The sequence below is a fragment of the Nonomuraea sp. NPDC003754 genome (assembly GCF_053605785.1).
In genome coordinates, this window is the sequence record NZ_JBSGJX010000006.1 from 33,088 (window position 1) to 46,231 (window position 13,144).

General features: G+C 71.6%; 11 protein-coding genes. 3 read left to right on the forward strand and 8 right to left on the reverse strand.

Translation table 11 applies throughout. The features are described from left to right. Positions 1 to 22: 22 nt before the first annotated feature. The gene (locus ACWEVS_RS09595; protein WP_452550821.1) at positions 23 to 2,773 is read right to left on the reverse strand and encodes an AAA family ATPase; all 2,751 of its coding nucleotides are present in this window, start codon (positions 2,771 to 2,773) and stop codon (positions 23 to 25) included. A 139-nt stretch (positions 2,774 to 2,912) separates the two neighbouring features. Then, positions 2,913 to 3,506, reverse strand: coding sequence for a TetR/AcrR family transcriptional regulator (locus ACWEVS_RS09600; RefSeq protein WP_354907239.1), 594 nt, complete (start codon positions 3,504 to 3,506; stop codon positions 2,913 to 2,915). Between the two features lie 119 nt (positions 3,507 to 3,625). Here ACWEVS_RS09600 and ACWEVS_RS09605 point away from each other — a divergent pair, with 119 nt between their 5' ends. Together ACWEVS_RS09605 and ACWEVS_RS09610 are read left to right on the forward strand one after the other, a co-directional pair. Then, the gene (locus ACWEVS_RS09605; protein WP_449927556.1) at positions 3,626 to 4,183 is read left to right on the forward strand and encodes a TetR/AcrR family transcriptional regulator; all 558 of its coding nucleotides are present in this window, start codon (positions 3,626 to 3,628) and stop codon (positions 4,181 to 4,183) included. 241 nt (positions 4,184 to 4,424) lie between these two features. Next, a complete protein-coding gene (locus ACWEVS_RS09610) occupies positions 4,425 to 5,948 on the forward strand; it encodes an MFS transporter (protein WP_452413857.1) in 1,524 nt (507 codons plus the stop codon). 94 nt (positions 5,949 to 6,042) lie between these two features. On the opposite strand, the gene ACWEVS_RS09615 is transcribed toward ACWEVS_RS09610, so the two are convergent. Then, a complete protein-coding gene (locus tag ACWEVS_RS09615) occupies positions 6,043 to 7,032 on the reverse strand; it encodes an alpha/beta hydrolase (protein WP_452550823.1) in 990 nt (329 codons plus the stop codon). Between the two features lie 35 nt (positions 7,033 to 7,067). On the opposite strand from ACWEVS_RS09615, the gene ACWEVS_RS09620 reads away from it, so the two are divergent. Continuing rightward, a complete protein-coding gene (locus ACWEVS_RS09620) occupies positions 7,068 to 7,994 on the forward strand; it encodes an aldo/keto reductase (protein WP_354907244.1) in 927 nt (308 codons plus the stop codon). Between the two features lie 79 nt (positions 7,995 to 8,073). Here the strand turns inward: ACWEVS_RS09620 and ACWEVS_RS09625 are convergent, their stop codons facing one another. The 5 genes from ACWEVS_RS09625 to ACWEVS_RS09645 form a co-directional block, all read right to left on the reverse strand. Further along, entirely contained in the window at positions 8,074 to 9,675 is a 1,602-nt protein-coding gene (locus ACWEVS_RS09625) for a solute symporter family protein (protein ID WP_452413861.1), read from the reverse strand. Next, positions 9,672 to 10,001, reverse strand: coding sequence for a DUF485 domain-containing protein (locus ACWEVS_RS09630; protein WP_449927544.1), 330 nt, complete (start codon positions 9,999 to 10,001; stop codon positions 9,672 to 9,674). Before ACWEVS_RS09630 ends, ACWEVS_RS09625 begins: the two co-directional genes overlap by 4 nt. A gap of 175 nt (positions 10,002 to 10,176) precedes the next feature. Further along, a complete protein-coding gene (locus tag ACWEVS_RS09635; protein WP_449927541.1) occupies positions 10,177 to 10,998 on the reverse strand; it encodes a carbohydrate ABC transporter permease in 822 nt (273 codons plus the stop codon). After that, positions 10,995 to 11,885: a carbohydrate ABC transporter permease gene (locus tag ACWEVS_RS09640; RefSeq protein WP_452550825.1), complete on the reverse strand. Its 891-nt coding sequence runs from the start codon at positions 11,883 to 11,885 to the stop codon at positions 10,995 to 10,997. The genes ACWEVS_RS09635 and ACWEVS_RS09640 overlap by 4 nt, the downstream gene beginning before the upstream one ends. Beyond that, positions 11,882 to 13,135 carry an ABC transporter substrate-binding protein gene (locus ACWEVS_RS09645; protein WP_452413862.1) on the reverse strand — a complete coding sequence of 418 codons (1,254 nt, stop codon included), beginning with the start codon at positions 13,133 to 13,135 and terminating at the stop codon, positions 11,882 to 11,884. Before ACWEVS_RS09645 ends, ACWEVS_RS09640 begins: the two co-directional genes overlap by 4 nt. Positions 13,136 to 13,144 lie beyond the last annotated feature (9 nt).

Genomic DNA, 13,144 nt, shown 5'->3' on the forward strand with positions numbered 1-13,144 from the left:
TCGTCACGGCTGCGAAGGTCGATCACAGGTCGTCGAAGAAGTCGCGCAGCTGGTGGCGGCTGCTCACACCCAGTTTCGGATACACCTGGTACAGGTGCGAGCTGATCGTGCGCGGGGACAGCATGAGCTGCTCGGCGATCTCCCGGTTGCGCAGCCCGCGCGCGGCCAGCCGGACGATCTGCTGCTGCTGGGCGGTCAGCTCGGACAGCGGATCGGGGTCGGCGGGCGTGGCGGCGGCGCCCGCGGCCCGCAGCTCTCCGCGCGTCTCGTCGGCGAGGCCGGACGCGCCGAGCCGGGTGAACGCCTCCAGCGCCACGGTGAGCAGCCCGCGGGCCTCCAGGGGGCGCCGCTTGCGCCGCAGCCACTGGGCGTAGTGCAGCCGGGCCCTGGCTCGGGCCAGCGGCCATTCGTCACCGGCGGGGTTGACGACGGCCAGCCGGAAGTCGCGTTCGGCCTGCTCCGGGTCACCGGCGAGGGCCGCGGCGTGGTGCAGCAGCAGCGTCATGCGGGTGGTCGGCTGGGGGCCGGCGGCCTCGCGCACCACGTCGATGATCGGCGCCACCTCCTCCTGGCGGCCGATCCGCTGGGCGGCGGCGGCGAGGTCGGTGATCGAGCGGGGCGACAGGAAGTAGTGCAGCGGCGCGCCGTCCGTCCCGAACAGCTGCCGGAAGTGGCGGCACGCGCCGTCGAAGTCGCCCGCCGCGGCGGCCGCCGTCCCGGCGGCGTGCAGCAGCCGGGCGTGGGTGGCGCGGTTCTCCTCCAGGGCGACGGCCGTCCACTCGGGGTCCTCCGGCATGCCGCCGGTGGGCCGGCCGCGCAGGGCGCGCAGCGTGACGCGCAGCGCCTCGACGTCGATCTCGACGTGCCGCCACTTGTGGACGGTCGCGAGCGTCGCCGCCTCCGCGAGCAGTTCGTCGGCCTCCGCCCAGCGGCCGGTGTCGATCAGTACCGAGGCCATCGGCGTGAGGGACTGCGCGGTCACGCCCATGGCGCCGAACGCGCGGTACATGGCGAACGCCTGGCGGAAGGACGCGACGCACATGTCCGATTCGTCGGCCCAGTAGCTGATCCCCCCGAGCCCGTGCAGCCGGGTCGCCTCCACCACGCCCGTCGACGCCGGCGGCGGATTGCGCCGGCCGAGCCGCTGCGCCATGACGGGGGCGATGGCGACCGGGTCGACCGCGGCCTGGACCACGGCGCGCACCGCGTCGAAGCTCGCGGCCTCCGCCAGCTCCGCGTAGGGCGACTCGTCCGGCCCGGCCTCGACCCCGTCGAGCAGGTGCGCCAGCACCCGCCGCACCTCCGGCAGCCCGGACTGGAACGCGACCGCCACCAGCGCCGACGCCACGGCGAGCGCCGTCCTGCCGTCCGTGGGCCGGTCGCGCTCGAACGGCTGCATCAGCAGCCGGAACGCCTCCCGCTGGCGGCCCAGCAGCGACAGCGCCATGCCGGCGCAACCGGCGGCCATGCCGAGCAGGTCGGGGTCCCGCGTCAGGGCCGTGACCTTCTCATGGAGCTCGCGGACCCACGAGGAGTCGCCCGCGTTGTTCATGACCCTGATCGCCTTGGCGTACCGTCGCGCGCGGTCCTCTGTCGCCGGGCTGCACTCGGCCGCGCGCTCCAGCGCCCGCGCGGCCGCGAAGAGGCCGCCGCGCCGCTCGGCGAGCTCCGCGCTGTCCTCCAGCGCCGCCGCGACGGACTCGTCCCGTCCCTGGCACGCGAAGGCCAGGTGCCAGGCGCGGCGCCCGGGATCGGCGCCCAGGACGGCCGCGAGGTCCGTGTGCACCCGCTGCCGCTGATGCGCGGTGGCGCTGTAGTAGGACCCCGCGCGCACGAGCGGGTGCCGGAACGCCACCCGGCCGTCGGCGATGACGATGAGCCCCGCCTCCTCGGCCGGCGCCCACGGTCCGAGGTCCTGGCCCGACCCGGCCGCCGCCATGATCGTGTCCAGGTCGCCGTGCTCGGAGGCGGCGGCGTAGAGGACGAGCCGCTGGGTTGCCGCCGGCAGCGCGCGCAGCCGCGCGGCGAACATCTCCTGGATGCGCCGCGACTGCGGGAGCCCGCCGCCCGGCCACGCGTGCCCGGCCCGTACGGCGTGGCACAGCTCGATGATGGCCAGCGGGTTGCCGGCGGCCTGGTCGAGCAGGTCGATGCGGCCCCGTCCGGTGGGCGGCTCCGGCTGGGCGTCCAGCAGCCGCGCCGACGCCTGGCGGCTCAGCGGCGCCAGCGCGAGAGTGGGCAGGTCGGCGGCCAGGCCGTCCGGCCGGGTGTGCCCGCGCGCGCCGAGCAGCACCGTCACGGGCTCGGTACCGAGCCGCCGCATCACGAAGGCGAGGACGTCGAGGGAGTCGCGGTCGAAGTGCTGGACGTCGTCGACGACCAGCAGGACCGACCGTTCTCGGGCCACCCCGGCCAGGAGACCCAGCACGCCGACCCTGAGCACCATCGGGTCGTGCGGCCGGGTGGCGGGGACGATCCCGAAGGCGGTCTCCAGCGCCTCCCGCTGGTGCGCGGGCAGATCCCCTGCCCTGGGCAGCAGCGGCACGAGCAGCTGGTGCAGCGAGGCGAACGACTGCTCCGCCTCCGCCTCGCATCCCCGGGCGGCGAGCACGAGGGTGCCGGCGTCTCGCGCGTGCTCGGCCGCTACCTCCAGCAGCGCCGTCTTGCCCGTGCCTGCCTCGCCGAGCAGCAGCATGGCAGCGGCCGCGCTGCGCCCGGCGTCGATCGTGTTGACGAGCCGAGCGATCTCGGCCCGCCGGCCCACCAGCGTCATCCGCTGTCCCACCTGTGCTGCCCCCGTTTCGTGTGACCGGGCGCGTCCGCGTGCCCGAGCCGCCATCATCTCGGACAAAACGCCACAAAGTCACACTGGCGGTGTCCGCACGGCGGGGCAGGGACGGGGTGGCGGGGGTTCAGACCAGGGAGTGGGCGATGAGTTCGGCGACGGCGTCCGGATCGATCTGGTGGCCGGTCAGCTGGCAGAGGTTCTCCTGGTAGAGCAGCACCGCCGCGAACGTCGCCGCCGCGACCTCCAGCCGCGCCCTGTCGCCTCGGCTGCCGGGAAGCGCCAGCTCCAGGGCGAACCTGGCCCGGCCGATCAACTCGCCGTTCAGCCTCCCGAGCCGCTCGCGCACCGACCCGTGCGTGTCTGCCTCCCTGAACAGGATGCGGCGCATCGCCGGTGAGGCGCGCAGCGGAAGCCGCCGGGCGAGCTTCGACAGCGTGCGGGCCGGATCGCCGGGGACGGCGTCGACCTCCTTCACCTCCTCCACCAGCGTCCGCTCGTCCACCAGCGCCACCAGGACGTCGATCTTGCGCGGGAAGTAGTGGAACAGCAGGCCCTTCGGCACCTGCGCCAGCTTGGCGATCAACGAGGTCGGCGTGGCCGCGTAGCCGCCGCCCGCGAACAGTTCCTCCGCCGCGTCCAGGATCCGCGTCCTCGAGTCGCTTGCGTCGATGGCCTGGTGGATGGGTGCCGCGTCAGGCGGCGAGGAGGTCTCGTGCACAGCCCGAACATAACCAAGGCCCCGCCGCGCGAGCCCTGCCGCCAAGGAGAGATCACCGTTTTTGACGAGATGGTGTAGCGTTTGAGACATTGGTGTCGCAAACGAGACGGAGGCGTACGATGGCGGTGACCGAGGAGCAGATCGTCACGGCGGCGATCCATCACCTCAACACCAGGCCCACCGCCTCCATGGCCGACCTGGCCGAGGCCGCGGGCGTCAGCAGGGCGACCCTGCACCGGCACTTCTCCAGCCGTGACGACCTCCTGGTCGCCCTGGGCAGCCGGGCACTGGCGTGCTGGGAGGCGGCGCAGGACTCCGTCGGCATCACCGCCGCGGCGGCCGAGAGCGACCCCGACCGCCTGCGCGGCACCCTGAGCGACCTGCTCACCGCGCTGGTCGACGTGGCCGACGAGCACGGGTTCGCGCTGACCGACCACGCCATGAGCGTCAACCCCGGCCTGCTGCGCCGCGCCGACGAGCTGGAGGATCGCGAGATCGCGCTCTTCGCCGCCGCCCAGCGGGCCGGCGTCCTGCGCGCCGGGCTGCCGGTGCGCTGGATCAGCAACGCCTGGTACGGCCTGCTCGTCGGCGCGCGGGAGAGCCTGCGCAGGGGCGACGTGGCCCGCAGGGACATGCCGGCGCTGCTGGTCGAGACCTTCTTCCGCGGGGCCGGCTGACCGGCTCCCCTCGGACCGGCCGGCCTTCTTCCCCCGGAACCGGCTGACCGGCTCCCCCGGGTCGGGCGGACCAGCTTCCCCGGGACCGGCCGGCCAGCGGACCAGCTCCGCCCGGGACCTGCGGGCAACGGGTCCCGGGCGGGCCACCGCCCCGGCGGGCAACTATCCCGGCGGGCAACGGCCTGTCCCCCGGCCGACGCGAGACCCTGCGACCACCGGACCGGCTGAAAGGAACAGCCCGATGACCACCAAACGCCGCTGGGCGGCGCTGGCCGTCCTGTCGGCGAGCCTGTTGCTCGTCGTCATGGACCTGACGATCCTCAACGTGGCGCTGCCGGCCATCTCCGAGGAGCTGCGCCCCGGCGCGATCGAGCTGCTGTGGATGGTCGACGCCTACTCCCTGGCCGTGTCCGGGCTGCTGGTCACGGTCAGCGCCCTCGGCGACCGGTGGGGCCGCAAGCGGATGCTGATCAGCGGGTTCGCGCTGTTCGGGACGGCGTCGGTCGCGGTGGTGCTGGTGGACAGCGGCGCCGGGCTGATCGCGGTCCGGGCCCTGCTCGGCGTGGGCGGCGCGATGATCATGCCGTCGACGCTGTCGATGATCCGCACCGTCTTCACCGACCCGAAGGAACGGGCCACCGCGCTCGGCGTCTGGTCGGCGATGGCGGCGCTGGGCGGCGCGCTCGGCCCCATCCTCGGCGGGCTGCTGCTGGAGGCGTTCAGCTGGCACGCGGCGTTCCTGGTGAACGTCCCGGTGATGGCCCTGGCGATCCTGGCGGGGCTGATCCTGCTGCCCGAGTCGCGCAACCCGCGCCCCGGACGCTGGGACGCCCTGGGTACGCTGCTGTCGATCGTCGGCATGGTCGCGCTCGTCTACGGCATCAAGCACGCCGGGCAGCCCGTGGGATGGATCGCGCTCACGGCGTCCGCGGTGACGCTGGCCTGGTTCGTGCGACGCTGCCTGACCAGGAGGGACCCGCTGCTGGAGATCCGGTTGTTCGGCAGCCCGTCGTTCGGCGCGGGCACGGTGGCCGCGCTGACCACCTCGATCGCGATGGCCGCGATGATGCTGCTGCTCGCGCAGTGGATGCAGCTCGTCATGGGCTACTCGCCGTTGGAGACCGGCGTACGCATGCTGCCGACGGCCGTCGGCGCGTTCGTGATGTCGCCGCTGGCGCCCGCGCTGGCGGCCAGGATCGGCGCGCGGACGGTGCTGGCGGGCGGCCTGCTGGTGGCCGGGGTGGGCTTCCTGGTTCTCTTCGTGGCGCCGAGCCCGCTCGGCTACGGCCCCGTCGCGCTGTCGCTGCTGCTGGTGGGCGCGGGCATGGGGTCGCTCGCCATCGCCTCGGCGGTGATCATGGCGGGGGCGCCGCCGGAGAAGGCGGGCAGCGCCGCCGCGATCGAGGAGACCAGCTACGAGCTGGGCGCCGCGCTGGGTGTGGCCGTGCTCGGAAGCGTCGCGGCGGCCGTCTACCGGGCCCATCTGGTGGTGCCCGACGGCCTGCCCGCGCATGCCGTACAGGAGTCACTGGGCGGCGCGCTGGAGGTGGCGCGCGAGGCGGGCGCCGCGGGGGCGGCGCTGGCGCGCCAGGCGCAGGCCGCCTTCACCGACTCGCTCGCGGTCACGGGCGCCGCGGGAGCCGCGCTGATGCTGGTGGCCGGGGTCGTGGTGTGGTGGCTCACGCCCCGCGCGCTCGCCCTCACCGACCACGCCGAGCCGGGTCCCCAGGAGTCCGGCCGGCGGCAGGAGCCCGCCGAGCGGTGAGGAGACGGCGAGCAGCCGGGGCCCGCCGAGCGGCAGGGACACGGCAGGCGACACAGACACGGCGACCGGCGGGGACACGGCGAGCGACAGGGGCTCAGCGAGCGCCGATAGCGCGCATCAGCAGCGGGAAGGCACGGTGCAGTTCCCGCTGCCAGTGCGCGTGATCGTGCCTGCCCGGATAGAAGTGCGTCCGCGTGGGGACGTCGAGCTCGTCGAGCCGGGCGGCGAACGCCTTGGCCGCCTTGCCCGCCAGGTGCTCGGCGGGATCCTGCCAGAACTCCGCCGTACCCGAGGCGACGTACAGCGTCACGCCCCTGAGCCTGCCGGCCTGGTCGTAGGGGTTGTGCGCGCGCCAGATGTCGCGCTGGGCGTCGGGGTCGCCCCAGATCCGCTTCCAGTCGGTGCCGAAGCAGCCGACCGTGGTGCCCGCCATCACCGCCTGCGGCACTCCCTGCTCCAGGATGTGGACGGCGCCGCTGAAGGAGGCCGCCGCCTGGAAGTGGCCCGCGGCGGCGTACAGCATCGCGCCCTGCCCGCCCATCGAGTACCCGGCGATGGCGCGTTGCTTGCCCGCGCGGTAGCGGGACTCCAGCAACGGCAGCAGTTCCTTCAGGTGGTAGGTGGCCCAGCGGGGGGCGCCGCCCGCGCCGCCGTTCCACCAGTCGGAGTAGCTGCCGCACCTGCCGCCGTCGGGCATGACCACGATGACGCCGGTGTCCCTGGTCAGCCGGTCGACGTCGGTCCTGGCGGTCCACGAGGTGTAGCTGTCGAGGCCGCCGTGCAGCAGCCACAGCACCGGCCAGGTGCGGTCGGCGGCGCGCGACCAGCCCTCGGGCAGCAGCAGCCGGACCCTGGTGGTGGCCTCCAGCGCCGTGGACTCGATCGTCAGCTCCATGCGCCGCTCGTCGAGCCGCTGCTCGGTGACCCTGCCGATCCCGGCGGAGGCCTCCGGTACGGCGGGCGTTCTCGGCGGCGGCCGTTCGGGTGGTCGCCGGGCACCGCCGAGGAGCACGCCCGCCGCGACCACGACGGTCAGGACGGCAAGGACGATCAGGCCGCCCGCCACCATGACCCGGCCCGCCATCCGGCCTCCTTATGAGACCCGCGCATAATAGCCCGGTGAGAACGATCAGCACCACGGCCCTGTCCGTGTTCCCTCTTTGCCTGGGCACCAACACCTTCGGCTGGACCGCCGACCGGGAGGCGTCCTTCGCGATCCTCGACGCCTACGTGGCGGCGGGCGGCAACTTCATCGACACCGCGGACGTGTATCCGAGCTGGGCGACGGGCGAGCCCACGTCGGAGATCATCATCGGCGAGTGGATGGCCGAGCGCGGCAACCGCGACTCGATCGTGCTGGCCACGAAGGTGGGCATGCTGGCCGGTTTCCAGGGCCTGTCGCCCGCCACCGTCCGCACCGCCGTCGAGAACTCGCTGCGCCGCCTGCGCACCGACCGCATCGACCTGTACTGGGCGCACGTCGACGACCGTGACACCCCGCTGGCCGACACGCTGGCCGCCTTCGACGCGCTGGTGCGCGAGGGCAAGGTGCGCTACCTCGGCGCGTCCAACTACGAGGCGCCCCGCCTGGCCGAGGCGCTGCGCGTCTCCGACGAGGAGGGGCTGGCCCGGTACGTGGCGCTGCAGCAGCACTACAACCTCGTGGAGCGCGGCTACGAGGGCGAGCTGCGCGACGTCGTGGCGCGCGAGGGCCTGTCGAGCACGCCGTGGGCGGGCCTGGCCCGGGGCTTCCTGACCGGCAAGTACACGCCCGGGGCGGTCGTCGACAGCCCGCGCGCCGAGAGGGCCGGGGAGTACCTGAACACCGAGCGGGGACCGCGCGTGCTGGAGGCGCTGGCCACCGTGGCCGCCGGCCGGGGCGTCGAGCAGGCGTCGGTGGCGCTGGCCTGGCTGCTCGCGCAGCCGACCGTCGCCGCTCCGCTGGCAGGCGTGCGGGAGGCGGCCCAGCTCAAGCCGCTGCTGGACGCCGTCGAACTGCGGCTGAGCGGCGAGGAACTGGCCCTGCTGGACGCGGCCTCCCGCTGAAGCGCGCCGGCCGTACCGCGGCCGCCCGCATGACGGAGGGCCCGGCTCCCTGAGGAGCCGGGCCCTGGCGGCGGGAGGGTCAGTGCTGGACGGCCTTCTCGGCACCGACGCCGGTCAGGGAGCGGACCTCGATCTCGGCGTACTTGGCGGCGTTGTACTCCTTGCTCAGTACGGTGCCGAGCCAGCCGAAGAAGAAGCCGAGCGGGATCGAGATGATGCCCGGGTTCGACAGCGGGAACCAGGCGAAGTTCGCGTCCTTGAACAGCGCGGTCGCCGAACCCGACACCACCGGCGAGAAGATCACCAGGATGAGGGCGGAGATCAGGCCGCCGTAGATGGCCGAGACCGCGCCGGCCGTGTTGAACCTCTTCCAGAACAGGCTGTAGAGGATCGCCGGCAGGTTGCCCGAGGCGGCCACCGCGAAGGCGAGGGCGACCAGGAAGGCGACGTTCTGTCCCTGGGCCAGGATGCCGAGGCCGATGGCGATGGCGCCGATGACGAACGCCGACAGCCGGGCCACCACGACCTCCTCGCGCTCGGTCGCCTTGCCGTGCTTGAACACGTGGGCGTACAGGTCGTGGGCGAAGCTGGAGGAGGAGGCGAGCGTCAGGCCCGCGACCACCGCGAGGATGGTGGCGAAGGCCACGGCGCCGATGAGGGCGAGCAGGATGGTGCCGCCGACGGGGCCGAAGATGGCCTGCCCGATCCGCTCGGCGAGCATCGGGGCGGCGGTGTTGCCCGCCTTGTCGCCCGCCGCGATGGCCTTGCTGCCGACGATGGCGGCGGCGCCGAAGCCGAGAACGAGGGTGAGCAGGTAGAAGGTGCCGATGATGCCGATGCCCCACAGGACGGACTTGCGGGCGTCCTTGGCGGTCGGGACGGTGTAGAAGCGGATGAGGATGTGCGGCAGGCCCGCGGTGCCCAGGACGAGTGCGAGGCCGAGGCTGATCAGGTCGATCTTGCCGGCCAGGCCCTGGGCGTCGGTGGCGTACTTGCCACCTCCGTTCAGGAAGGCGTCACCCTTGCCGCTCTGCGCGGCCGCGTCGCCGAGCAGCGCCGACAGGTTGAAGCCGAACTTGCCGAGCACCAGCAGCGTGACCAGGGCCGCGCCACCCATGAGCAGGACGGCCTTGACGATCTGGACCCAGGTGGTGCCCTTCATGCCGCCGACCACCACGTAGATGATCATCAGGACGCCGACGCCGATGATCGTCCAGACCTTGCCCTGAGGCGAGTGGATGTCGAGCAGCAGGCCGACCAGCGCGCCCGCGCCCACCATCTGGGCCAGCAGGTAGAAGATGCTGACCACGATGGTGGACACGCCCGCCGCGGTGCGCACCGGGCGGGGGCTCATCCTGAAGGCCAGCACGTCGGCCATGGTGAACTTGCCCGAGTTGCGCATGAGCTCGGCCACCAGCAGCAGCGCGACCAGCCACGCCACCAGGAAGCCGATCGAGTAGAGGAAGCCGTCGTAGCCCGACAGGGCGATGATGCCCGCGATGCCGAGGAAGGAGGCGGCCGACATGTAGTCGCCGCCGATGGCCAGGCCGTTCTGGAAGCCGCTGAAGGACCGGCCGCCGGCGTAGTAGTCGGCGGCGGTCTTGGTCTGGCGGCTGGCCCAGAAGGTGATGCCCAGCGTGACGACGACGAAGGTGAGGAACAGGATGGCGGAGAGGTTCATTGGATCTTCTCCTCGACCTCGTGGCGGAGCTTGTCGGCGATGGGGTCGAGCTTCCTCTCCGCATGCTTGGCGTAGGCCCACGCGATCCAGAACGTGGAGACGAACTGGAGCAGACCGAAGATCAACGCGACGTTGACGTTGCCGAAGAGCTTCATGCCCATGAAGTCGCGCGCCCAGGCCGACAGCACCACGTACAGCAGGTACCACGCCAGGAACGCCACCGTCATGGGGAAGGTCCACGCCCTGAAGCGCCGCCTCAGCTCCTGGAACTCACCGCTGGCCTGCATCTGTTCGTAGACCGATGTGTCATGTTCTCTGGTAGTCACGGCTCGACGCCCTCCGGGTGTGATGCGGATCACGCACAAGGTAAGAGGGGAAGCTACCGTTCGTGGAGGGGGCGAGTCCGGCCGTTCGGCGAGGCGCGCCGCCGCGGCGGCCAACTGGCGGCCACTTGCGGTGAAAGGTCTGATTTGTGGGTTGAGCGGTCGCGTGCCCGCTCCGTCAGCCCTTCACCGCGCCCGCGGTGAGCCCTTCGACGATGTAGCGGCGGATCGCGGCGAACAGCACCAGCGTCGGGATCACCGACACCACGGTGGCCGCCGCCATCGCACCCCAGTCGATGTCGTACTGGGTGATGAAGGAGTTCATGGCGACGGGGACGGTCTTGGCGTCCTCGCTGTCGATGAACGTGATCGCCAGGAACAGCTCGTTCCACACCTGGACGAAGGCGAAGATGAAGGTGGCCGCCACGCCGGGCAGTATCACCGGGATGATCACCCGCGCCATCGCCTGCAGCCTGGACGCGCCGTCCACCTGCGCCGCCTCCTCCAGCGCCGCGGGCACCCGCTCGTGGAAGCCGCGCATGATGATCGTGCAGAACGGCACCAGCATGGCGACGTAGACGACCATCAGCCCCGGCAGCCGGTTGAGCAGCCCCAGGTCCGACATCAGGAGGTAGAGCGGGCCCAGCGCGATGAACAGCGGGATCATCTGCGTGACCAGGAAGGCCAGCATGAGCGCGCCCCTGCCGGGGAAGTCGAAGCGGGCCAGCACGTAGCCGCCGAACACGCCGATGACGGTCACCACCGCCGCCGACACCAGCGCGACCACCAGGCTGTTGGCCAGGTAGCGGCCGAAGTCGGCGAAGGAGAACAGCTCGGCGTAGTGCTCCAGGGTGGGCTCCCCCGGCCAGTACCGCAGTGGCATCGAGAAGATCTCGCTCTTGGGCTTGAGCGAGGTGACGACGACCCAGTAGAGCGGGAAGACCGTGATCAGGAGCCAGGCTCCCAGCACGATCGCCTTGGCGGCGCGCCGCGCGATCATCGTGACCTCTCGAAGCGGGTGGCGTTGAGGTAGAAGACGCTGAAGGCCAGCAGGAGGCCGAGGACCAGGAAGCCGACCGCGCCGGCCCTGCCGTAGTCGCCGCCCATGACCTGCTGGATCAGGAAGGTCGTCACGATGTCCGTCGAGCCCGCGGGGCCGCCGCCGGTCATCGAGTAGATGAGGTCGGGGAAGTTCAGGATCCAGATCACCCGCAGCAGCACGATCAGCGCCAGCGTCGGGCGGATGTGCGTCAGCGTCACGTGCCAGAACTGCCGCAGCCTGGAGGCCCCGTCCACGGCGGCCGCCTCGTACAGCTCGCGCGGCACCGACTGGAGCGCCGCCATGATCATGATCGCGAAGAACGTCACGCCGTACCAGACGTTGGCGACGATCACCGACGTCATGGCCCAGCCGGGCGTGGACAGGAAGCCGATGCGGGTGTCGATGATCCCGGTCCGCAGCAGCAGGTCGTTGATCACCCCGAACTGGCCGTTGAACATCCACCGCCACAGCAGCCCGATCAGGAACCCCGACATCGCCCAGGGGAAGAACACCCACGCCTGGTAGAGCCCCCTGCCGCGGAACTGGCGGCGCAGCAGGAGGGCCAGCGCGAAGCCGAGGAAGAACTGGAAGAACAGCGAGACGGCGACCCACGTGCCGGTGTTGCGCAGCGCCGTCCAGAACCTGTCCTCGGCCAGCACGGCCCTGAAGTTGTCCAGCCCGACCAACGGGGTCGAGGTCAGGTCGAACAGGTTGTAGCGCTGGAAGGCGATGACGCTGCCGCGCACCATCGGGTAGTAGGTGAAGAGCGCGACGAAGACGACTCCGGGCAGCAGGCAGAGCGCGATCAGCCCTGCCTTGCGGGTGGTGAAGGCGGGACGGCTCACGAAGCCTGACCCGCCCAGAACGCGTCCCAGCCCTTCAGCACGTCGGCCACGCTCTTCTTACCGGTCAGCAGCGCCTGCACGTCACGGTCGGAGTCGACGAGGAACTGGCTCCATCCGGGCGAGTCGACCGGCCTGATCGTGATCACCTGCTTGGGGTCCTGCTGCGCCTCCAGGTAGGCCTTCCAGGCGCCCTGGGAGAACTGCGGGTCCTGCTGCGCGGAGACCGAGATCGGGATCAGCGAGTTGCCCTTGGCGAAGGCGATGCTCTGCTTGGCCTCCGACAGGAACTGCACCAGCTTGACCGCCTCGGCCCGATGGGCGCTGAAGGAGGTGACGCCCCATCCGGCGTAGCCGACGGGCTGGAAGGCGTAGCCGGTGGGGCCCTTGGGGATCGGCGCGGTCGACCAGGCCGTCTGCCCGCTCTCCTCCACCGTCTTGATCACCTCGGGGTCCTGGATCAGCATGCCGGTCACGCCCGAGGTGAAGCCCTGCACCATCTCCGGGTAGCCCCAGGCGACCGAGTCGGGCGGCGAGGCCTCCTTGAAGATCTTCACGAACAGTTCCATGGCCTGGGCGGCCTCGGGCGTGGAGAAGATCGTCTTCTTGTCCTTCAGGTAGAAGGACTTCTGCGGGTCCAGCGCCTCGCCGTTGTAGGCGCTGATCATCTGGACGGCGTAGTCGGCGCCGCCCTTGCCGCCCCGGAAGGAGTAGCCGTACCGCTCGCCGGTGGTCATCTTCCTGCCCTCCTGGTAGAGCTCCTCCCAGGTGGCCGGCGGCTTGGTCATGCCCCAGTCGGTGCGGTAGAACAGCGCCCGCTGGTAGAAGCCGTAGGGGATGAGGTACGGCTTGCCGCCCACCTCCACGGCCTTCTTCCTGGCCAGCTCGGTCAGGTCGGTCCAGCCCACCCACTGGGTGGTGGGCAGTTCGGCCAGCCAGCCGTTGTTGGAGAAGGACTTGACCGTGTGGTCGCGCACTTCCAGCACGTCCAGGTCCTTCTTGGTCTGCAGGATCTGGGTGATCTTCTGGTCCGCACTGTCCAAGGGCGGCGAGACAAGCTCCACCTCCACACCGGGGTTGGCCTTCTCGAACTCGGCGAGCAGACCCTTGATCAGCTTGGTCCTGTCGGGGCTGGTCAGGCTCTCGATCATGCGGAGCCTGACCGTGCCGCCGCCATCGGACGAGGAGTCCGAACCGCACGCGGCGATCGTCAGAGTGGCGGCGGCCAGGGCCGCGAGGAGGGGGGATTTCATGGGGTGCCT

Coding starts and splice junctions, on each gene's coding strand:
- ACWEVS_RS09610 (WP_452413857.1), top strand. CDS start 4,425: ATGACCACCAAACGCCGCTGGGCGGCGCTGGCCGTCCTGTCGGCGAGC.
- ACWEVS_RS09645 (WP_452413862.1), bottom strand. CDS start 13,135: ATGAAATCCCCCCTCCTCGCGGCCCTGGCCGCCGCCACTCTGACGATC.
- ACWEVS_RS09605 (WP_449927556.1), top strand. CDS start 3,626: ATGGCGGTGACCGAGGAGCAGATCGTCACGGCGGCGATCCATCACCTC.
- ACWEVS_RS09635 (WP_449927541.1), bottom strand. CDS start 10,998: ATGATCGCGCGGCGCGCCGCCAAGGCGATCGTGCTGGGAGCCTGGCTC.
- ACWEVS_RS09615 (WP_452550823.1), bottom strand. CDS start 7,032: ATGGCGGGCCGGGTCATGGTGGCGGGCGGCCTGATCGTCCTTGCCGTC.
- ACWEVS_RS09625 (WP_452413861.1), bottom strand. CDS start 9,675: ATGAACCTCTCCGCCATCCTGTTCCTCACCTTCGTCGTCGTCACGCTG.
- ACWEVS_RS09595 (WP_452550821.1), bottom strand. CDS start 2,773: ATGACGCTGGTGGGCCGGCGGGCCGAGATCGCTCGGCTCGTCAACACG.